Genomic DNA, 19,376 nt, shown 5'->3' with positions numbered 1-19,376 from the left:
AGGGCCCCGGCCTGCGGGGCCCGTCACCTGCCTAACAACGGAGGACACCATGGCCGATCTGCGGCTTACAGGTGTGAAGAAGGATTACGGCGGACATTCCGTCATCAAGGGCGTGGATCTGGAAATCCGCGACGGCGAGTTTGTCGTTTTCGTGGGACCTTCCGGGTGCGGCAAGTCCACGCTGCTGCGGATGATTGCGGGGCTTGAGGAGATCTCGGACGGGACGCTCGACATCGGTGGCAAGCGCGCCAATGACCTGTCACCACGCGACCGGGGCATTGCCATGGTCTTCCAGTCCTATGCGCTTTATCCGCATCTGACGGTGGCCGAAAACATGGGCTTCGGACTGTCGCTGCGCAAGACGCCGCGCGCCGAAGCCACCGCCCGCGTTGCCCGCGCCGCCGAGATCCTGCAAATCACACATCTTCTGGACCGCAAGCCCAGCCAGCTTTCCGGGGGCCAGCGCCAGCGGGTCGCCATCGGCCGTGCCATCGTGCGCGAACCTTCGGTCTTCCTGTTCGACGAGCCGCTGTCGAACCTCGACGCGGCGCTGCGCATGGACATGCGGATGGAGATTGCCAGGCTGCACCGCGATCTGGGCGCGACGATGATCTATGTGACCCATGATCAGGTCGAGGCGATGACGCTGGCGGACAGGATCGTCGTGCTGAACGGCGGGATCGTGCAGCAGGTCGGCCGCCCGATCGACCTGTTCCGCGACCCTTGCAACGCCTTTGTCGCGGGCTTCATCGGCAGCCCCCGGATGAACTTCCTGCCGGTGACGGTTGACAGTCTCAGTGGTGGCATGGCGCAGGTCTCTGCCGCCGGGGTCGGGCCGGTGGCGGTGGCCGCCGGGCGCATCACCATGCCCGGCCCGGCCATTCTGAGCATTCGTCCGCAGGCGTTGAAACCGGATCAGGCCGCAGACCGCAGCCCCCTGCACGGCCATGTTGTCCTGCTGGAGCGGATGGGCACGGAAACCGTGGTCAATCTGCGCCTGCATAGCGGCCAGTCCGTTCTGGCCGTCGTGCCCGGCGACCTGGAGCTGCAACCGGGGCAGGACATCACCTTTTCCTTCGCCCCCGCCGATGTCCGCCTGTTTCCGGCAAGCGACCTGCCGGATCAGCCCGGCACCCCCCATTGAGATAAAGCGACATGGCACAGACACTGAACGGAAAGACAGCGGCAATCACCGGGGCCGCCTCGGGGATCGGGCTGGAATGTGCGCGGCATCTGGTGGGGGCCGGGGTGCGAACCTTCCTCATCGACCGTGATGCCGCTGCGCTGGACCGGGCGGTAGCCGAACTCGGGCCTGCGGCCCTTCCGCTGGTCGTCGATCTGCTGGACGCCGAAAGCGTGGCCGGGATGATGCCCGCCATTCTGGATCGGGCATCGGGGCTGGACATCTTCCACGCCAATGCCGGGGCCTATGTCGGCGGCGCGGTGGCCGGGGGCGACCCCGCCGTCTGGGACCGGGTGCTGAACCTGAACATCAACGCGGCCTTCCGCTCGGTTCATGCGGTTCTGGGCCATATGGTGCAGCGCGGTTCCGGCGACATCATCATGACCTCCTCGGTGGCGGGGGTGGTGCCGGTGATCTGGGAGCCGATCTACACCGCCTCCAAATTCGCGGTGCAGGCCTTCGTTCACACCGTGCGGCGGCAGGTGATGGGGCAGGGCATCCGTGTGGGCGCGGTGTTGCCCGGCCCGGTGGTGACGCCCCTGATTGACGACTGGCCGCGCGAGAAGCTGGAGCAGGCCCTGGCCGAAGGCAGCCTGATGCAGCCCGCCGAAGTGGCGGAGGCGGTGATATTCATGCTGACCCGCGACCCGAATGTCACGATCCGCGATCTGGTGATCGTGCCCCGCAATCTTGACCTGTAAGGAGGGTGTGATGACCCCGGCCTGTTACATCGGCGTCGATGTCGGAACCGGCAGTGCGCGGGCCGGTGTCTTTGACGCAAGCGGACAGCTGCTTGCGACCGCCAGCCACCCGCTGAAGATCTGGCGCCCCAGGCCGCATCATGTGGAACAATCCTCGGCGGATATCTGGGCAGCGGTGTGTCAGGCCACGCGCAGTGCGCTGGCGCTGTCGGGCCGGTCGCCGCAGGCTGTGCGTGGCATCGGCTTTGACGCGACCTGCTCGCTGGTCGTCCTTGGCCCTGAAGGCCGTCCCCTGCCAGTGAATGACGCAGGCGAGGCGGACCGCAATGTGATCGTCTGGATGGACCACCGCGCCGAGGCGCAGGCCGGGCGGATCAACGCCACCCGCCATCGGGTGCTTGACCATGTGGGCGGGCGAATCTCACCCGAGATGGAGACGCCGAAGCTTCTGTGGCTGAAAGAGCATCTGCCCGACACCTATGCCGGGGCGGCGCATTTCATGGATCTGACGGATTTCCTGACGTGGAAAGCCACCGGCAGCCTGTGGCGATCCACCTGCACGGTGGCCTGCAAATGGACCTATATGGCGCATGAGCAGGCATGGGATGCCTCCTATTTCCGGGCCATCGGCCTCGCGGATCTGGCGGAGGCGGGTTTTGCCCGCATCGGGCCGGAGATCCGCCCGCCCGGCACCGCCATTCCCGGCGCGCTGCAGGCCGCAGCCGCGGCGGAGCTTGGGCTTCCGGCCGGGGTGGCCGTGGGCATGGGGCTGATCGACGCCCATGCCGGGGCGGTGGGCACGCTGGGGGCGCAGGGCCTGCCGGGCGATCTGGCTCAGCGCATGGCCTATGTCTTTGGCACCTCGGCCTGCACGCTGAACGTTTCGGCTGAGCCGGCGTTCGTGTCGGGCGTCTGGGGGCCTTACTTCTCGGCACTGGTGCCCGGTCTCTGGCTGAGCGAAGGTGGGCAATCTGCGGCAGGGGCGGCGATAGATCATCTGGTGCGACTGCATCCGCTGGCCCCGGAGGCAACGCGGCAGGCCGAAGCCGCCGGGCACGGCCTTGTCGGCTGGATCGAGGCACAGGCCGCGCGCGCACTGGTGGACCGGCCACTTGCCGGTCTGCTGGATGATCTGCATGTGGTTCCGGAATTTCTTGGCAACCGCGCGCCTTTCGCCGATCCGGGCGCCCGCGCCATTATCGCGGGCCTCGGGCTGGAGGAAGACGAGAACAGCCTGATCGCGCTTTACCTCGCCGGGATCTGCGCCATCGGCTATGGGCTTCGCCAGATCGTTGCCGCGCTGAAGGCGGGCGGCGCCGATCTGCAAACCGTGGTGATCAGCGGCGGCGCGGGGCGCAGTGCGCTGGTGCGGCGGTTGCTGGCCGATGCCAGTGGCACCGCCATCGCGGTTTGCGCGACGGAAGAGCCGGTCCTGCTGGGCGCGGCGATGACTGCCGCGATTGCAGATGGCGCCCGGCCCGACCTGCCGACGGCCATGGCCGCGATGTCGGTGGCGGAAGAGACGATCACGCCGGACCCGGCCTGCCGCGCCCTGCACGACAGACGTTTCGCCGCCTATGAAAAGCTGCAGGCCCTGTTTCGCGAACTCCGCCAGCCCTGACCGTGCCACTACCCGGCGGCGCCGTGAAGGCAGAGGAAGCACATCTCGGTTCCTGCCTTCACCTTGCCGCTGGCAAAGATCACCGCCCCGTCATGCGGCGCGGTGATCGGGCTGCCGTCCGCACGCTGACCGATCACCTCGCCAGCGCGGACCGGCTCGCCGGTGACGAAGCTGCGCAACAGACGATCGTCATCGCTTTCGGCGGCTCTGTTGCAAACTCTGACACGGTTTCCAAGATTGGGCTCATGTACTGTCAAGGTCAGTTGCGATGAACGATTTCAAAGGACGGCATTTTACCGGCGAGGTCATCCTATGGGCGGTGCGCTGGTATTGTCGATACGGCATCAGCTACCGTGATCTCGAGGAAATGCTGTCCGAGCGTGGGATCGATGTCGATCATACGACGATCTATCGCTGGGTGCAGCGCTACGCGCCGGAGATGGAGAAGCGTCTCCGCTGGTTCTGGCGGCGCGGCTTTGATCCGAGCTGGCGTCTGGATGAGACCTACGTAAAGGTGCGGGGCAAATGGACCTACCTGTACCGGGCGGTCGACAAACGGGGCGACACGATTGATTTCTATCTGTCATCGACACGCAGCGCCAAAGCGGCGAAGCGCTTTCTGGGCAAAGCTCTTCGTGGCCTGAAGGACTGGGAAAAGCCGGCCAAACTCAATACCGACAAGGCACCCAGCTACGGCGCAGCAATCGCTGAGCTGAAACGCGAAGGCAAACTGGCGGCGGAAACCGAGCACCGGCAGGTGAAATATCTGAACAACGTGCTCGAGGCCGACCACGGCAAGCTGAAGATGCTGATCAAGCCGGTACGTGGCTTCAAGTCGATGCCAACGGCCTACGCCACGATCAAGGGCTTCGAGGTCATGCGCGCCCTACGCAAAGGACAGGCCCAGGCATGGTGCCTGCAGCCAGGTATCATGGGGGAGGTGCGCCTGGTTGAAAGAGCATTCGGAATTGGACCCTCGGCCCTGACCGAAACCATGATTATGCTCAATAAGCATTTCGCCAATGCTGCCTAATCCCCCAACTGGGTGACGCCGCGCGGCCGTGCCCCATGTTTGCAACAGAGCCCTTGAGAGAATAGAAGCCCTCCGCGCCGAACTCGCACGTCCTGTTGTCGTGGCGCTTGACGGGGGAAGCGGCTCCGGTAAGTCAACGATTGCGGCAAGGTTGGCGAAGCTGACCGACATAGCCTTGGTTACGCTCGATGATTTCTATCAAACGCAGGTTCCCGAATCCGAGTGGCCTCACAAAACCGTGGCGGAGCGGTTGAATCGCGTTTTTGAGTGGGACCGCGTTCGCGAGGCAATAGAGCCTCTACGCAAGGGGGAACCTGCACAGTGGCGAGCTTTCGACTTCATGCAGGGACTAGGCCCGGATGGCACTTACAGCCTCAAGAACGAATTTACCGAAGTCGCGCCAGCGCCCACGATTCTGCTCGAAGGAGCTTATTCCGCATCTCCGTTCCTTCGGGATTTGATCGACCTCGCCGTGATCGTGGATGTGCCGACCAAAGTGCGGCATGAACGGACTGCTGCGCGCGAACAGGGCGCGGAGGGCTTTTTAGCCGCGTGGCACGCTGTTTGGGACGATGTTGAAAGCTACTATTTCGAGCGCGTCTGCCCGCCAAGGTCTTTTGATCTGGTGATCCAGAATTAAATTCCTTCGCGCCCCTTATGTCGCGCAAATCCTGAAACCTGCACCACGTCCGCAGCGGCGCGGAATCCGGGCCGCGACGTGTCGCGAAAGTCAGTCGCACAAGTTTGACTTTCGCACCTGATTTTTGCGACAGATTTTTCCCTGCAAAATCAGCGCCGGCGATTTTGTCGCAAAAATCAGGAATTTCGCGACAAATTGATCGCGCCCCGGAATGCGAAGCCCCGCTGTCGGCCATTGTCTGAAGTTCCTCACGGGCAGGCGCTTGATACTTTACTAACTTGTCTGTAAAGTTTGGCTACTCTCACTGAATGGTGCTATCATGCCTGCCGCCCACTCGAACCGCTGGGTTCTTCTGGTGACCGTCGCCGCCGGTCTCCTGCTTATCGTTCTGGACAATTCGGTCCTCTACACGGCCCTGCCTACCCTGACGCGCGAGCTTGGCGCGACGGCAACGCAAGGGTTGTGGATCATCAACGCATACCCCCTCGTCATGGCCGGCCTGCTGCTCGGCACCGGGACGCTGGGTGACAGGATCGGTCACCGGCGCATGTTCCTCATCGGCCTCGTGCTGTTCGGTGTCGCGTCGATTGTGGCGGCCTATTCGCCTACAGCGGAAATCCTGATCGGGGCGCGGGCCTTTCTGGCGGTCGGCGCGGCGGCGATGATGCCCGCGACACTCGCCCTCATCCGCGTCACCTTCGAGGATGACCGGGAACGCAACATCGCCATTGCGATCTGGGGGTCGTTGTCGGTCGTCGGCGCTGCGCTCGGACCGATCATCGGCGGTTTTCTGCTCGGCCATTTCTGGTGGGGGTCGGTGTTCCTCATCAATGTGCCGGTAGTGGTCGCTGCCTTCATTTCGGCGCTGATCGTTGCGCCGAAGGTGGCCGGCGATGCGACCAAGCCTTGGGACGTGGTGTCGTCGTTTCAGGCATTGGTGGCGCTGTCGGCTTTTGTGATCGCGATCAAGGAATCTGCCCATGCCGGGCAGTCGTGGGCCGTCCCCGCTATTTCGCTGCTGGTTGCCATCCTCGCCGGAGCGCTGTTCGTCCGCCGGCAACTGCGCCTGCCGTTCCCGCTGCTCGACTTCTCGATCTTCCGCAATGCCGCGTTCACATCGGGCGTTCTAGCGGCCGCGTTCTCCCTGTTCGCCATCGGCGGTGTTGAGCTTGCTACGACGCAACGCTTCCAGCTCGTTGCGGGCTTCACGCCGCTGGAAGCCGGGATGCTGGTTTCGGCGGCGGCGCTCGGATCATTGCCGACTGCGCTGCTCGGTGGTGCATTCCTGCATCGTATTGGCCTACGTATCCTTATAGCTGGCGGGCTTGCGGCGGGATCGCTGGCGGTCCTGCTTGCGACATGGGGCATCACTCATGGCCTTGGCTGGCTGATCGCCGGTCTGGCGCTGACCGGTGCCGGCGTAGGTGCAACAATGTCGGTGGCATCAACGGCTATTGTGGGCAATGTGCCTGTGCATCGCGCCGGCATGGCGTCGTCGGTCGAGGAAGTGTCCTACGAGTTTGGCAGTCTGTTCGCTGTCACAATTCTCGGAAGTCTTTTGGCCTACCTCTATACGGTCAACGTCGTGTTCCCCGCCGGAACCTCGGAAGCGGCCCGCGACAGCATGGCGTCGGCGCTGGTCTTTGCCAACGAGGCGGGGGCCGATGGTGTTGTCGTGCGTCAAGCGGCAGGAATCGCATTCGACCACGCCTATACGGTCGTCATGTACGTGGCGGCGGGTGTTCTGGCCGTGGGTGCCCTGATCACCGGCATCCTGTTGCGGCGCTACGGTCCCGGCTCGCAATCGTCAGCCTATCCCACACAACACTAAGGAAGCCGACATGGCGAGAGCCAGCAAGCGCCTCGAAGTGCTTGAAGCCATTGTGAGCATCATCGAGCGTGACGGCCTCACCGCCGTCACCCTCGACGCCGTAGCGCTCGAAACCGGCATGACACGCGCCGGCCTTCTGTATCATTTCCCGTCGCGCGAAGCCCTGATCCTCGCCACCCATGAGCATCTGACTCGCTCATGGGAACAGGAGCTGGAAGCGAGCGCCGGCAACACCTCGGACAGGGCGACAGACGCCGAACGACACGCCGCCTACATCAACACCTGCGCAAGAGCTGCCCGGCGGGTCGAACTACTGCTCATGCTGGAAAGCTCCGACAATCGGCAGCTTGGCGATCTGTGGCAACAGGTCATCGACCGCTGGGCACCTCCTGCGCCGATTGGAAACGACGCTGCCGAGTTGGACAGGTTCATTTCGCGCCTTGCCGCCGATGGGCTGTGGATTCACGAGGCGCTGTCGTCGCGCCCGCTCCCCGAGCAACTGCGCAAGCGTATCGCGGCGCGCCTCGTCGCGATGGCCGCCGGACCTGTTGAGGCGGAAGAAAACCTCCCGAAATAACTGGTGTCCCCCCACAACCCTACTGCGCCGGTGCTGCCGGCGCTTTCACGGTGATGGTGCATTGCTGATCTGAACCGGCCGTGCGCGCGGCCTCGGCGCATTGCCCGATCGCCTCGGCATTGTCGCGCACGAGCTGCGAGGAATCGGCCACGCCGCGCCAGCTTCGGGGATCGGCCACCCGCATCATGGTGACGCCGGCGTTCCATCGGTCCTGACCTATGACGGTCGCCGCAACATGGGTGTCGGCCGAGAAGGGCAGGAAACGCGGCAACAGCAAAATCAGGAATATGCCGACGAACAGCCCGACAAGGCCGGCCATCCATATGCGGAAATCCTGACTTTTCCGGTCGTAGGCGCTTTTCGTATGAGCGGCGAGGTTCCGGCCGGCGCGCTCGAGGTCGGACGCCTGCCGCTCGAGCTGCTGCGCGGCGGTGCGTATCAGGGCCTCGCCGCTGCGCTCGAGGAGCGCCGCATAGTGTGTCGCACCCTGCCGGAGAATAGGCGATTGCTCTACGCCGTGCAGCCGCTCCGCAACATTGTCGAGCGCCTGCACGAGCTGGGCGAGCTGGGGCTTGTAGTCCTGCGCCGGCTCGATCTTTTCGAGCTGGTCGAAAGCCGCTTCCAGCCCGCGCCGCATCACGGTCATTTCCGCGCCGATCTGCGCGCCCTGCGTCTCGATCGTGCGCCGGAGCGCGTCGAACGCGGCGGCCGGGTCGCCGGCGTCCTCGTCCAGTGCTTCCGGCTCGATTCCTTCCCTGTCGTCGTCCAGCTCCGCCATATTCTCCGTGCCTACCTTCCCAAACCGATGCCCCGGCTAAGTTGCCGGCTGCGTGACATTTCCTCTTGCAGCTCGTGGGCGATGCTCTGCCCCCGGCGCTGCTGCTGCCCGATTCCGAGTTCCTGACGGCGATTGCGCAGGATGGAATCTACCTGCGGGTCACGCTCAAGGCTCTTGGTCATGCCGTTCATCTGGCTTTCGACCTTGGCGCGGGCATCGTCGTGCTGCCAGCCGCGAAGCTCCCGGCGCTGGCCCTGTAGCTCCTGCCAGCGTTCAACGAACCGCTCGGCCCTGATATTCGGGTCTTGCAGCGCCGCGTTTTCGCGCTTCATCCCGTCGATAACCTGCGCGACACGCTCCCGGCCGGAAAGCTCGGTCATGGCGCGCACCGTCGCCGGGTCGTTTTGCAACGTCGAGCGCAGCAAATCTTTCATGCCGCCCTGCACCTGGTCGAGCTGCCGGCCGGCATCGCCTATTTCCTGCCGCTGCATGTCGAGGACCGGCAAGCCCTCGCGCCGGTGCTGGTCGATCGACTGATAGGCCCGCGAATAGCGGTCAACGGCGGCCTCAAGCGGCGACTGCCCCCGCGCCCGCTCGGCCAGCCGGTCGGGCGCAGGCGCCTGCCGCAAGCTCCCTTCCCTTTCCGGCCGCTCTGTGCGCTCCTGTGAGGGGGCAGGACGCGCATTGAGCTTGAGGCCGGCGAACATACCGCGCCGCTGCTTCTCGGCCTGCTGCGGCCGTTTCTGGTCGATCTGCGGGCCGTCCGCGCCGGCGCGGTCTGGCTCGCGGCTCTCGGGCGCGGCGCGGCGGCCGAGTTTCAGGCCCTCGAACGGCCGTTGGCGCTGCTGTCGATCGCCGGCGAGATCCTCGCGCGGATCTGCACGAAGATCCTGCGCGAGATCCGCGCGAACTTTTTGCGAGGATCTCCGATCAAGGGCATGATCCCCGGCCGTCGACTCCCGTTCCGCACGTAGCCCGGTGCGCTCGGCCGGAATCTCGATCTCGCTGCGGACGCCCATTTGCTCCGCGATCCCGCGCCGCTCGGCAAAGTCGCGGGTATAGTCGAGCGTCGTTTCCTTCACGCCCGACCGCGACAGGCGGCGCTCTAGCTGGCTATAGGCCAGCTCGCCGGCGTCCTGAACCTTCCATGTGTTGCGGTGCGTCTGCGTCCCATCCGGCAAGGTGACGGGGGTGGAACCCTCATGCTGTAGGCCGATCTTCTCCCCGATCTCGGGCGCGGCCTCCTTCATGGCGCGCTCAAGATCGACGCCCCATAGGGTGCGCTGCTCGCCCTTGTCGTTTTCCAGCGTCACGAAATAGCTGTCGGACTTCTGCGGGTCATGCTCATAGGGCGCGGCCCCATGCTCGACCAGCCGGCCGGCATTGGTGAACTCGTCCTGTGCCGCGTAGAGCTGCACCCCGTCACGATGCCGGGTCATGGCGACATAGGTTAGATGCCGGTCCATCGTCCCCGACGCCATCACATAGGCGCGGTCCACCGTCGCCCCCTGATTTTTGTGAATCGTCGTCGCATAGCCGTGGTCGATCGCCTGATAATCGCCCATCGGCACGGAAACACTATCGCCGCCCCGGCCGTCGAGCGTGGCAATGATGCGGCCCGGCTCGACATGATCGACCGTGCCTAGCATCCCGTTTTTCACGCCAAGGTCGCGGTTGTTCTCCAAGAACACGATGCGGTCGCCGGGCGCGAACTCCCGCTTGCCGTCATTGGTCTGGAAGGTCAGCGCGCCGGCGTCCTCGCCCTGCGCCAGCTCGCCCCGGTCCTGTAGCTCGGCCCGGATCGCGTCGTTGATGGCGCGAACATCGGCCCGGCGATGCGCCATCGCTACGCGGGTGCCGTCCGGGCGCTCGTCGCGATCGGCAAGGTAGTCGCGCACGATCTGACCCCGCGCGTCCTCGCCGGTTTCGGCAAAGCTGATATTGCCGCGATCCCGATAGGCCGCCAGCCCCTCGGCCGTCCGGTGCGTGGCGAAGTCAACCGACGCCTCCCGCTGCCAGTCCACGCGCTGCCGGCGAATCTCGGACAGCTCGGCATGGCCGATTTCCTCCGTGATCGCCCTAAACGGTGCGCCCGCCCCGATCGCCTGCAACTGCTCATGGTCGCCTACAAGGACGATCTTCGCCCCGCGCGCCTCGGCCTCGCCAACGAAGCGGGCGAGCTGGCGGCTCCCGACCATGCCCGCCTCGTCGATCACGAACACGTCGCCGCGGCCGAGTGTGCCGCGGTCGTTCTCCCAACCGCGGGACCATGACGCGAGGGTGCGGCTCTGGATGCCGGAAGATTCCTCCAAGCCCTCGGCCGCCTTGCCCGACAGCGCCGCGCCGTGGACCTGATAGCCCTCGGCCTCCCACGCCTCGCGCGCGGCCGCGAGCATGGTGGACTTGCCAGCGCCGGCATAACCGACAACGGCCGCGATCCTCTCCGGCCCGGTGATATGCTCGATCGCCCGGCGCTGCTCGTCCGACAGCCGGGCGGAAGCATCGCCGGCGCTGCGCTGAATGGCGGCGTCCTGCCGATCTATCGCCCGCTCGACATGCCGGCGATCGACGCCATGACCATGCGCGCCGTGCATCCGCTGCGCGCTCTCGATCATGCCGGATTCGATCTCGACCATTTCCCGCGTCGAATACCGCGCAAGCTCGATCTCGCCCGTTGCCGGGTCCGCGCGCTCGGGCTGCAACTCGACCAGCGCCGGCGAGGCCATCACCTTCGCAAAGGCGCTCTGGAACTCCTGCGGGTCGTCGTTGATGTAGCGATGCAGCGCCCGCGCAACGTCGTGCCGGTCGAACACGCTCTTTTCGCCGGTGATGAGGGTTAGAACCTGCTCGGGCTTCTCTCGGATCAGCTCGGCATTGCGCCGGGCCGCTTCCTCGTCCAGCCGCGACCGCGACACGTCGAGGCCGCGCCGCTCCATCTGCGTGGCATGGACGCCCATATGCTCGGTCGGCGCGATCTCTAGCCCGCGCTCCATGTGCGAACGATGGTCAATGCGAATATCTAGCCCGGCCATCGCAAGGCGCTCGTTGGCGATCCCCTCCCACCTCTGGCGAAGGTCGCGGAGCTGCATATCGGTCGTCGGCAGGTCGTGCGCCAACAGCCATTTGTTTTCGCGCTCAAGATAGGTCTTGTCGCCTAACCCGCCCTCCGTCACCTGCCGCGTGGTCATAAGCAAATGGGCATGGTGATTGCGAACGTCGCTCGCCTCGTGCGGCGCATGAATGGCGAAGTCCACGGCCGCGCCGTAGCGGTCGGCCAGCTCCTGCGCCATCTCCCGCGCCGCCTCTAGCCGCTGCTCGGCCGAAAGCTCATGCGGCAAGGCAATCTCGAACTCCCGCGCAACGCGAGCGTCCTTCCGCTTCTCGGCAAATTCGGCGGCGTTCCACAAGTCCGACCGATCCCGCGCCCAATCGGCGTTCACGCCTTCCGGCAAGACGATCTCGGCATGTTCAACACCCTGCTTGGCCGTGTAGTCGTGCGTGATCCCGTCGCGCTCGTTGGTCAGCTTCTCCCCGGCACGATAAGCCATTGAGGCGACGGCGCTACGGCCACCCGCCCGCGAAACTGGCTTCATGCTGAAATGGTAGATTGCCAACCCGTTGCCTCGATCCCGTTTCCGCCTTTCCCGCCAGCCTCCAAGCTGGCGGCGCGCTGAGTTACGCAGTAACTCGTAAGTGCGCCCTTCTCAACTCAATCGCTACGCTCTTTCGCTGATCGGTGTGGCGCTCGCGGCAAGGTCGATGCAATGAACTGAGGCCGGAATTGTGCTGCAAAACCGCTGAAAACTCAAGCGCAACAGGCAAACGCTGGAAAAGACGGTCGGGAATGATAGTCTAGGCGAACAACCGGAAAAGGAGATTTGAGGAATGGCGCGCAAAACGATCGAACAACGCTTGGCCGAACTGGATGCGCAGCGTGCCACGCTCAAGGCCCGTCTGTCGAAGCAGGAACGCGCCAACGACACGCGCCGCAAGGTGCTGCTCGGCGCGCTCGTCCTGCATCGCCTCGAACACGGCAAGGATGAAGAATTTTCCCGGCGCTTGGGCGAATGGCTCAAGCGTGAGCTGCCCGACTTCCTGACGCGCCCCGGTGACAAGGAACTGTTTGCCGACCTGATCGACAACGCGCCGGCCGGGGAGACGACAGGCAGCGCCGGGGGGACGGCCGCATGAGTCAGGCGAGACTTGCATGGGGTGCGTTCAAGAACATGGTGCGGCAGGCCGCGCGTGATCCGCTATGGGCGTTCGTCGCTCTGCTCGCCGCACCTTTCCGCATCTGGAAACCGCTTCTCGGGCTTCTGTTCCTCCTTGTTATCGTCCTGTTCGTCGTCGGCTTCGGCGGCCGCTTCGCTCTCGAACAAATCGGCTTTCGCGTCGGCTCGGTTCCGGTTCTCCTGCTCGATCTCGTCACGCTGCTGGTGCTGCTGGCGCTCGCCTTCCGCTTCCTCACCAATCCGCTGATTATCCATTTCGGGGATATGGACGGCGAAACCCACGGCTCGGCCCGCTTCGCCACCGACAAGGAAACCGCCGCCCTCGCCCGCGCCGATTCCGGCCTGCTGATCGGCCGCGACGGCAAGACCGGAAAGCTCCTGCGCTATGACGGCCCGGCCCATCTGCTGACGATGGCACCGACGCGCACCGGCAAAGGGGTGGGAACCATCATCCCCAACCTGCTCACCGCCGACCGCTCCGTGATCTGCATCGACCCCAAGGGCGAAAATGCCAAGATCGCCGGCCGCGCCCGCCAGCAATTCGGCCCGGTCCATGTCCTCGACCCCTTCGGCGTCACCGGCCAGCCCTCGGCCGCCTTCAATCCCCTCGACCAGCTCGACCCGGCCGGCCTCGATGTCGCGGAAGATGCAAGCACCTTGGCCGACGCCCTCGTGTTCGATGAACCGGGCATGGCCGGCGAAGCGCATTGGAACGAGGAAGCCAAGGCGCTCATTGCCGGCCTGATCCTCCATATTGCCGCCAGCGCGCCGCGCGACAGGCGGAACCTCGCCACCCTGCGCGAATATCTCACCCTCGCCCCTGAAGCCTTCGCGGCGCTCCTGAAGGACATGCAGGCATCAACGGCCGCCTCCGGCCTGATCGCCCGCGCTGCAAACCGCCACCTCGGCAAATCCGACCGCGAGGCGGCCGGCGTCCTCTCGGCCGCGCAGCGCCATACCCATTTCCTCGACAGCCCGCGCATGGTCGCCGTCCTCGACCGATCCGATTTCGGCTTTGCCGATCTCAAGCGCCGCAACGTCTCGGTGTTCCTCGTCCTGCCGCCCGATCGGCTCGCCACCTATTCCCGCTGGCTGCGCCTGCTCGTCGCGCAAAGCCTCACCGACATGGCCCGCGATCCCGCCAAGCCGGCCGTGCCGGTCCTCTATCTGCTCGATGAGTTCGCCGCCCTCGGCCATCTGGCCCCCGTCGAGCGCGCAATGGGCCTCATGGCCGGCTACGGCGTCCAGCTCTGGCCGATCCTGCAAGACGTTCACCAGCTCCGCGCCACCTACGGGCAACGCGCCGGCACCTTCCTGTCAAATGCCGGCGTCCTACAGGTGTTCGGCGTCAACGATCACGACAGCGCCCGGCTTGTCTCCGATCTGCTCGGGCAGGAAACCGTTGTGTTCCAGACCATGAGCCGGGCGCTCGATTCCGATAAATCCGGCATCTCCTACGGCGAGCAACACACGGCCCGCCCGCTGCTGACCCCCGATGAGGTCCGCAACCTGCCGCAGCATGTCGAATTGCTGTTCCTCGCCGGGCAACGGCCGATCGTCGCCGGCAAGCTCGCCTATTATGCCGATGCAGAGTTCCGGGGGCTGTATGACGCTGCCTGACGTGACAAGAAGCGGACCCGGCGCATAGCGCCGGGACTTTGTTACGAACGGCCCTCCGGCTCTCTACGGCGCTATTGGGGAGCGCGTTCGCCTCCGGGCCGGCGCGGCTTGCGCCGCGATCCACCCGCCGACCTGGTGCAAGCTCTATTCAGGGAAACGCCACGGCCGCGACGATAGCCCCCCGGCCGGCCCGCTCTCATCATCTAGGGCCGTAGGGACGGCCGGGGGGCGGGCCACGCGCGCAAGCATTAGCGTATTTAGCTATTTACGTATCAACGTGCATAAGGCTCGATCGGCGGCAATCCGTGCTGTGCCAGAACCGCCGAAAGCCCGGCCTCGGCCATCGCCTGAATTGTCGTTCCCTCTGCATCCGCGAGCTGGCGAAGGCGCTGCCAGTCCGATCGCCGGACCTTGACCGTAAGCGCGACAGTCTCGCCCCCTCCCCTCTTTCGCCTCGGCGTCGGGATTTCCACGGCCGGGCGATCGTCCTCGATCGCTGCAAGGCTGGTGGCCTCCGCGCCGGCCTTCGGGCGGGTGAAGGCCGCGAGGCCGGTTGCTTTCTTTGCCATAGGTTTCGCTCCTTCAATACGCGCTTACGTATTTAGCTATTTACGTTCTAACGTGCCTTTAATCCACGCCCACAAAGCCCGGATTTCCTCCGCTGCTTTCCCTTCGGCCTCGAACTCCGTCACGGCGCTGCCAGTCGTGACGGCGCGGGCGAACGCGCGCCGGTCGGTAATCTCGCCGGGAACGATCGGCAGTCCGTAGGCTTCCAGCGCCGCGCGCGTCTCCCCGATCTCGGGCGCACGGAACGGGCAGGCAGACAGGACGAACGCGCCGCGCACTTTCGCGGCCGCCACGATCTCGACGGCGGCCGGGACCGCAGCGAGGTCAAACGCGGACGGTCTGACCGGAATCAAGACCAGCTCCGACCTTCGGGCGATCTGGCCGGCCGCCGGGGCGGCATGGGGCGGGGCGTCCACTACGGCCAAGGTCATGCCCTCGCCCTCGGCCGCCCTAAGCGCGGCGTCCAGCTCCCCGGCCTGCGCCGTGGCGACGATCGGCGTTCCGGCTTCCCGCGCGCTCGCCCATGCGGTCGCGCTCTCCTGTGGGTCCGCGTCGATGACGCAAACCCGTTCGCCGGTCGCCTCGGCCGCCACGGCGGTATGAACCGAAAGCGTGGTTTTTCCGCTCCCGCCCTTCTGGCTCAAAAACGCAATGACGTTCATGCGTCAATCCTTCTTTGCGTGAATACGTATTGAAGCATATAGCTAAGGACGTTACTACGTCTTTAAGCTAGTGCGGCCATTCCTCGGCCGGCCAGTCGCGCGACGTGTGGATGACGCGCACGATCACGACGCTTTCCCGGCCCCCCACGTCCCGCAGCTCATAGGCGATGATGTAGGGATGACGGGCGAGGGACTTTTCATAGGTTCCGCTCACCCGCCCCGGCCGGCCGGTCGCAAATTCGCCGAGCTTGTTCCCGGCGTCCTCGATCGCATCCACGACCCGTTCGGCGGCGAATGGGTTGTCCTCTGCGATATAGCGCAGGATTTCGAGGTTATCCCGCTGCGCCTCAATCGACCAGACAACCGGCCTCATCCGCGCGCGGCTTTCCGGCGCTTCGCTTCCTCGATAACCTCACGCATTTCCGCGACGGCCTGCGCATGGGGGATCACTCGGCCGGCCGCTGCATCAGCCATGCCGCGCTTGATACCGTCGATGATTTCAAGCTCGCGATCGACATAGGCGGCGACGGCCTCGCCGGCGAGGAAGGATTTGCTTCGCTGCGTGTCGTTCGCGATCCGGTCGAGCTTTTCTTTCACATCGGGCCTAACCCGAATCGTCATGGTGGTGCTGGCGGTCATGGAATCGCCTCCGTGTGTTGAATTGTGTACACTCTAGCACGTTTTCCCGGCCGCCGCCATCGCCTTCTATCAAGGTAATACGTTTACACGTCAATACGTATTAACGTAAATAATTAAGCGCCGACCTTGCCCTTCACTCCCTCTCGAAAGCCATAGGACGCTGGTCGCAGGCGCGAGCGGTGCGGATTAGGTAGTGGGGGTGCCGTTTCCCGGCCCGCCTATACGCGGGCCGGAACCGCCGCAGGGCTGCGTAAGCAGCCCGAACAGCGGCGACCGCTTATGTTTTGCCTCTTAGATAAAGATCAGATGGGGATTCAGTCTGGTTATCGGACTCACGTTTCATGAAGTTTTTCGCCATGCGCACAAGGGCCTGTCCTAGCGGGCTATCGCCGGCGTCGATCTGCGTTCGCTCATCGAGGGGCAGGGTGGTCTTGTAGGCGTCGATTGCCTCGCTCCAAGCCCGCTGATCCTGTCCATGATCGGCGGGCGGGGGTGGAGCCTTGCCGAACCGTCCAAGGAACTGCCGGGCCTTCTCCGGCAGGGACAGGCGATAGGCGTTGCTGGCCTGCTGCACCTGTGGGCCGCGCCCTTCGTTCCCGGTCGGCTCATAGCGCCGCAGCCAGTCAATGAAGCCATGCGCCCGCAGATTCTTCAGCGCCCGCACGATCGTATCGCGCGACCGGCCTAGCCGATCCATGATCGTGGTGATTGACGGCTCAAGCCGGCCGGTGCGGAAGTCGATGAGATTGACGAACAGCCGCAGCACGTCCAGCGCCACCGATCCTAGCGGCCCGCTGCGCTCGCCCTTCTCGTGCAAGCCGGCCTCGTTGTAGATTTCGGCCGCCTTCAAGATCGCCTGCACGTCCTTGCGCGTCGTCGGCCGCCATATGCGGCCCTCCGATCGTCCCCGGATATGGCTATGCCGGCGAACTGGTGTCGGGCAGCGTGGGGCAGGGGGCGGAAAGATCAACCCTAGCGCGGTCTGTCCCGATCCCCGCAGGGCGGCCCGGCGCTCATGGGCGAGCGTCGTAAGCTCGCCGGCCTCGTCGTCGGTGAGCTGGCCCGCGCCGTATCGAGTCCAAACCTCCCGCATGATTTCATCAAGCGCGTTCCCGCGCGCGCAGCCGATCGCGGCCGCGTAGTGCGTCCTCAACATATGCCCTCGTCCTTCCTTTTGAAGGACATGACAGCGCGGACGGCAGGCACAGCTTTCCCCGTTTCCGCAAGAATCAATCTTGCGAATTGGAGTGCTCTAGCGTAGATAAGGGGAGACTTTGATGGCCCCGGCTCTACGGTGTGTCTGACGGCCTATAAAACGCTCGACCGCGCCAACGGTCGGGCGTTTTGCCGTTATGTCCCTTGCTTCGCTTCGATATAGAACCTCAACGCTTCCTCGATGATCGGCGCGCGCCCTCGCAAGCCCGCGTCGTCCTTCAGGCGGTCAATCGCCGCGACCAGCTCGCCGGGCAGATCGGCCTGCACAAGAATCCGGCCCTCCGCGCGCCAACGGGCGCGCAGGTTTCGGACACTTTCCAGCTTAACTTGTTCTCGGGTGCGACTCGCCATGTCTACATGAAGAGACGAAATCGCCCGATTCTGCAACCCTTTGCGTAAGGGGGCGAGAAAGGCACTACTTCTAGGGCCGGGCGACTAAACGTAGTTGCGTCAATGCGTATCCACGTCAATGCGTTCTATGGCCCGGTAGAGGGTAGAGCGATGCACACCCAAGAGCCGGGCAACCTCGGCCGGCTTCTTGTCCTCGCTGATGAGCTGGCGGGCGTGTGCGATCTGCTCGGCCGACAGGGCAGGGGGGCGGCCGAACCGAACGCCCTTCGCCTTCGCCGCCGCGCGGCCGGCGCTCGTGCGCTCATGGATCAAGCTGCGCTCGAACTCGGCAACGCCGGCGAAGAAAGTCAGCACCATGCGCCCGGCCGGCGTCGTCGTGTCGGCCCACGGCTCGGCCAGCGAACGCAAGCCGGCCTCGGCGTGGCCGATCCGCTCAGCAATGTCGAGAAGATCGCGCGTCGATCGGGCGAGGCGATCAAGCCGCGTCACCGTCACCACGTTCCCGGGCTGCAAATGGTCCAGCATCTTCGCCAGCTCGCGGCGGCCGCGCTGCGCGCCGGATGCCTTTTCCTCGAACACGCGCTTGCAGCCGGCCGCTTTCAGCGCCGCGCGCTGCTGGTCGAGAGTCTGGCCGTCGGTCGAGACGCGGGCATATCCGATAAGCAAGGGCAGGGGCTTCCTCGTGGGCGACATGCCCGGAATCTACCTCGTGCAAACCGTCGCGGAAATCCCTATTATGCGACAAGAAAGCTGTCGCGGGTTTTGGAATTTTTGCGACAACGCAGCATCATCGAAATTGGTTGAACAATGAAGTCGCCTGAACTCCACATACTTGAGAGGGCTCTGTTGCAAACTCTGACACGGTTTCCAAGATTGGGCTCATGTACTGTCAAGGTCAGTTGCGATGAACGATTTCAAAGGACGGCATTTTACCGGCGAGGTCATCCTATGGGCGGTGCGCTGGTATTGTCGATACGGCATCAGCTACCGTGATCTCGAGGAAATGCTGTCCGAGCGTGGGATCGATGTCGATCATACGACGATCTATCGCTGGGTGCAGCGCTACGCGCCGGAGATGGAGAAGCGTCTCCGCTGGTTCTGGCGGCGCGGCTTTGATCCGAGCTGGCGTCTGGATGAGACCTACGTAAAGGTGCGGGGCAAATGGACCTACCTGTACCGGGCGGTCGACAAACGGGGCGACACGATTGATTTCTATCTGTCATCGACACGCAGCGCCAAAGCGGCGAAGCGCTTTCTGGGCAAAGCTCTTCGTGGCCTGAAGGACTGGGAAAAGCCGGCCAAACTCAATACCGACAAGGCACCCAGCTACGGCGCAGCAATCGCTGAGCTGAAACGCGAAGGCAAACTGGCGGCGGAAACCGAGCACCGGCAGGTGAAATATCTGAACAACGTGCTCGAGGCCGACCACGGCAAGCTGAAGATGCTGATCAAGCCGGTACGTGGCTTCAAGTCGATGCCAACGGCCTACGCCACGATCAAGGGCTTCGAGGTCATGCGCGCCCTACGCAAAGGACAGGCCCAGGCATGGTGCCTGCAGCCAGGTATCATGGGGGAGGTGCGCCTGGTTGAAAGAGCATTCGGAATTGGACCCTCGGCCCTGACCGAAACCATGATTATGCTCAATAAGCATTTCGCCAATGCTGCCTAATCCCCCAACTGGGTGACGCCGCGCGGCCGTGCCCCATGTTTGCAACAGAGCCCTTTC

At 64.5% G+C, this 19,376-nt stretch carries 20 protein-coding genes; 10 read left to right on the top strand and 10 right to left on the bottom strand.

All coding sequences use genetic code 11. The annotated features are described in order from the left end of the window. The first annotated feature begins 49 nt into the window (after positions 1 to 49). The 3 genes from C8N34_RS15600 to C8N34_RS15590 are packed head-to-tail and all read left to right on the top strand — an operon-like array spanning position 50 to position 3,505. A complete protein-coding gene (locus C8N34_RS15600) occupies positions 50 to 1,144 on the top strand; it encodes an ABC transporter ATP-binding protein (protein WP_108129562.1) in 1,095 nt (364 codons plus the stop codon). A gap of 11 nt (positions 1,145 to 1,155) precedes the next feature. Continuing rightward, positions 1,156 to 1,884, top strand: a complete 729-nt coding sequence (locus C8N34_RS15595) for an SDR family oxidoreductase (protein ID WP_108129561.1) — start codon at positions 1,156 to 1,158, stop codon at positions 1,882 to 1,884. Between the two features lie 10 nt (positions 1,885 to 1,894). Beyond that, a complete protein-coding gene (locus tag C8N34_RS15590) occupies positions 1,895 to 3,505 on the top strand; it encodes an FGGY-family carbohydrate kinase (RefSeq protein WP_108129560.1) in 1,611 nt (536 codons plus the stop codon). A gap of 8 nt (positions 3,506 to 3,513) precedes the next feature. Here the strand turns inward: C8N34_RS15590 and C8N34_RS26405 are convergent, their stop codons facing one another. Next, positions 3,514 to 3,684: a hypothetical protein gene (locus C8N34_RS26405; RefSeq protein ID WP_170120561.1), complete on the bottom strand. Its 171-nt coding sequence runs from the start codon at positions 3,682 to 3,684 to the stop codon at positions 3,514 to 3,516. 89 nt (positions 3,685 to 3,773) lie between these two features. Between C8N34_RS26405 and C8N34_RS15585 the strand changes: the two genes are divergently transcribed. From C8N34_RS15585 to C8N34_RS15570, 4 genes are all read left to right on the top strand, one after another. Beyond that, a complete protein-coding gene (locus C8N34_RS15585) occupies positions 3,774 to 4,538 on the top strand; it encodes an IS6 family transposase (RefSeq protein ID WP_006949122.1) in 765 nt (254 codons plus the stop codon). Positions 4,539 to 4,566: 28 nt separating this feature from the next. Next, positions 4,567 to 5,178: an AAA family ATPase gene (locus C8N34_RS15580; RefSeq protein ID WP_108129559.1), complete on the top strand. Its 612-nt coding sequence runs from the start codon at positions 4,567 to 4,569 to the stop codon at positions 5,176 to 5,178. Between the two features lie 319 nt (positions 5,179 to 5,497). Further along, on the top strand, positions 5,498 to 7,009 hold the full coding sequence (locus C8N34_RS15575; RefSeq protein ID WP_003830786.1) for an MFS transporter: 1,512 nt from the start codon (positions 5,498 to 5,500) through the stop codon (positions 7,007 to 7,009). Positions 7,010 to 7,019: 10 nt separating this feature from the next. Next, the gene (locus C8N34_RS15570; protein WP_008786762.1) at positions 7,020 to 7,586 is read left to right on the top strand and encodes a TetR/AcrR family transcriptional regulator; all 567 of its coding nucleotides are present in this window, start codon (positions 7,020 to 7,022) and stop codon (positions 7,584 to 7,586) included. 19 nt (positions 7,587 to 7,605) lie between these two features. Here C8N34_RS15570 and C8N34_RS15565 read toward each other — a convergent pair whose 3' ends face one another. Continuing rightward, a complete protein-coding gene (locus C8N34_RS15565; protein ID WP_006473465.1) occupies positions 7,606 to 8,364 on the bottom strand; it encodes a DUF6118 family protein in 759 nt (252 codons plus the stop codon). Between the two features lie 11 nt (positions 8,365 to 8,375). Next, positions 8,376 to 11,978, bottom strand: a complete 3,603-nt coding sequence (gene traA, locus C8N34_RS15560; RefSeq protein WP_024269998.1) for a Ti-type conjugative transfer relaxase TraA — start codon at positions 11,976 to 11,978, stop codon at positions 8,376 to 8,378. A gap of 271 nt (positions 11,979 to 12,249) precedes the next feature. Here traA and C8N34_RS15555 point away from each other — a divergent pair, with 271 nt between their 5' ends. Both C8N34_RS15555 and C8N34_RS15550 read left to right on the top strand, forming a co-directional pair. After that, the gene (locus C8N34_RS15555) at positions 12,250 to 12,555 is read left to right on the top strand and encodes a hypothetical protein (protein ID WP_020821017.1); all 306 of its coding nucleotides are present in this window, start codon (positions 12,250 to 12,252) and stop codon (positions 12,553 to 12,555) included. Beyond that, the gene (locus C8N34_RS15550; RefSeq protein WP_023512661.1) at positions 12,552 to 14,216 is read left to right on the top strand and encodes a type IV secretory system conjugative DNA transfer family protein; all 1,665 of its coding nucleotides are present in this window, start codon (positions 12,552 to 12,554) and stop codon (positions 14,214 to 14,216) included. Before C8N34_RS15555 ends, C8N34_RS15550 begins: the two co-directional genes overlap by 4 nt. A gap of 272 nt (positions 14,217 to 14,488) precedes the next feature. Here the strand turns inward: C8N34_RS15550 and C8N34_RS15545 are convergent, their stop codons facing one another. From C8N34_RS15545 to C8N34_RS15515, 7 genes are all read right to left on the bottom strand, one after another. Further along, positions 14,489 to 14,785, bottom strand: a complete 297-nt coding sequence (locus tag C8N34_RS15545; RefSeq protein ID WP_006473490.1) for a hypothetical protein — start codon at positions 14,783 to 14,785, stop codon at positions 14,489 to 14,491. 36 nt (positions 14,786 to 14,821) lie between these two features. Beyond that, the gene (gene parA, locus C8N34_RS15540; RefSeq protein WP_021316632.1) at positions 14,822 to 15,445 is read right to left on the bottom strand and encodes a ParA family partition ATPase; all 624 of its coding nucleotides are present in this window, start codon (positions 15,443 to 15,445) and stop codon (positions 14,822 to 14,824) included. Positions 15,446 to 15,512: 67 nt separating this feature from the next. Then, positions 15,513 to 15,818 (bottom strand): type II toxin-antitoxin system RelE/ParE family toxin, encoded by a 306-nt coding sequence (locus C8N34_RS15535; RefSeq protein ID WP_006473480.1) that lies wholly within the window; start codon positions 15,816 to 15,818, stop codon positions 15,513 to 15,515. Beyond that, positions 15,815 to 16,084: a CopG family ribbon-helix-helix protein gene (locus tag C8N34_RS15530; protein ID WP_006473479.1), complete on the bottom strand. Its 270-nt coding sequence runs from the start codon at positions 16,082 to 16,084 to the stop codon at positions 15,815 to 15,817. The genes C8N34_RS15535 and C8N34_RS15530 overlap by 4 nt, the downstream gene beginning before the upstream one ends. A gap of 277 nt (positions 16,085 to 16,361) precedes the next feature. Then, positions 16,362 to 17,240, bottom strand: a complete 879-nt coding sequence (locus C8N34_RS15525; protein ID WP_020817827.1) for a helix-turn-helix domain-containing protein — start codon at positions 17,238 to 17,240, stop codon at positions 16,362 to 16,364. 194 nt (positions 17,241 to 17,434) lie between these two features. Continuing rightward, on the bottom strand, positions 17,435 to 17,566 hold the full coding sequence (locus C8N34_RS26900; protein WP_006473454.1) for a ribbon-helix-helix protein, CopG family: 132 nt from the start codon (positions 17,564 to 17,566) through the stop codon (positions 17,435 to 17,437). A gap of 183 nt (positions 17,567 to 17,749) precedes the next feature. Then, positions 17,750 to 18,316, bottom strand: coding sequence for a recombinase family protein (locus tag C8N34_RS15515; protein ID WP_006473455.1), 567 nt, complete (start codon positions 18,314 to 18,316; stop codon positions 17,750 to 17,752). Positions 18,317 to 18,554: 238 nt separating this feature from the next. Here C8N34_RS15515 and C8N34_RS15510 point away from each other — a divergent pair, with 238 nt between their 5' ends. Beyond that, a complete protein-coding gene (locus tag C8N34_RS15510; RefSeq protein ID WP_006949122.1) occupies positions 18,555 to 19,319 on the top strand; it encodes an IS6 family transposase in 765 nt (254 codons plus the stop codon). The last annotated feature ends 57 nt before the right edge of the window (positions 19,320 to 19,376 follow it).

The organism is Gemmobacter caeni, assembly GCF_003054195.1.
Classification (GTDB): domain Bacteria; phylum Pseudomonadota; class Alphaproteobacteria; order Rhodobacterales; family Rhodobacteraceae; genus Gemmobacter; species Gemmobacter caeni.
Note: the sequence above shows the minus strand (reverse complement) of the source record. Positions and strands in the feature narration are given on the sequence as shown.

Bases quoted from the DNA above. Each gene is read 5' to 3' on its own strand.
- C8N34_RS15595 (WP_108129561.1), top strand. From the start codon at position 1,156: ATGGCACAGACACTGAACGGAAAGACAGCGGCAATCACCGGGGCCGCC.
- parA (WP_021316632.1), bottom strand. From the start codon at position 15,445: ATGAACGTCATTGCGTTTTTGAGCCAGAAGGGCGGGAGCGGAAAAACC.
- C8N34_RS15545 (WP_006473490.1), bottom strand. From the start codon at position 14,785: ATGGCAAAGAAAGCAACCGGCCTCGCGGCCTTCACCCGCCCGAAGGCC.
- C8N34_RS15510 (WP_006949122.1), top strand. From the start codon at position 18,555: ATGAACGATTTCAAAGGACGGCATTTTACCGGCGAGGTCATCCTATGG.
- C8N34_RS15525 (WP_020817827.1), bottom strand. From the start codon at position 17,240: ATGTTGAGGACGCACTACGCGGCCGCGATCGGCTGCGCGCGCGGGAAC.
- C8N34_RS15565 (WP_006473465.1), bottom strand. From the start codon at position 8,364: ATGGCGGAGCTGGACGACGACAGGGAAGGAATCGAGCCGGAAGCACTG.
- C8N34_RS15535 (WP_006473480.1), bottom strand. From the start codon at position 15,818: ATGAGGCCGGTTGTCTGGTCGATTGAGGCGCAGCGGGATAACCTCGAA.
- C8N34_RS15600 (WP_108129562.1), top strand. From the start codon at position 50: ATGGCCGATCTGCGGCTTACAGGTGTGAAGAAGGATTACGGCGGACAT.
- C8N34_RS15570 (WP_008786762.1), top strand. From the start codon at position 7,020: ATGGCGAGAGCCAGCAAGCGCCTCGAAGTGCTTGAAGCCATTGTGAGC.
- C8N34_RS15550 (WP_023512661.1), top strand. From the start codon at position 12,552: ATGAGTCAGGCGAGACTTGCATGGGGTGCGTTCAAGAACATGGTGCGG.
- C8N34_RS15555 (WP_020821017.1), top strand. From the start codon at position 12,250: ATGGCGCGCAAAACGATCGAACAACGCTTGGCCGAACTGGATGCGCAG.
- C8N34_RS15530 (WP_006473479.1), bottom strand. From the start codon at position 16,084: ATGACCGCCAGCACCACCATGACGATTCGGGTTAGGCCCGATGTGAAA.
- C8N34_RS15575 (WP_003830786.1), top strand. From the start codon at position 5,498: ATGCCTGCCGCCCACTCGAACCGCTGGGTTCTTCTGGTGACCGTCGCC.
- C8N34_RS15590 (WP_108129560.1), top strand. From the start codon at position 1,895: ATGACCCCGGCCTGTTACATCGGCGTCGATGTCGGAACCGGCAGTGCG.
- C8N34_RS15585 (WP_006949122.1), top strand. From the start codon at position 3,774: ATGAACGATTTCAAAGGACGGCATTTTACCGGCGAGGTCATCCTATGG.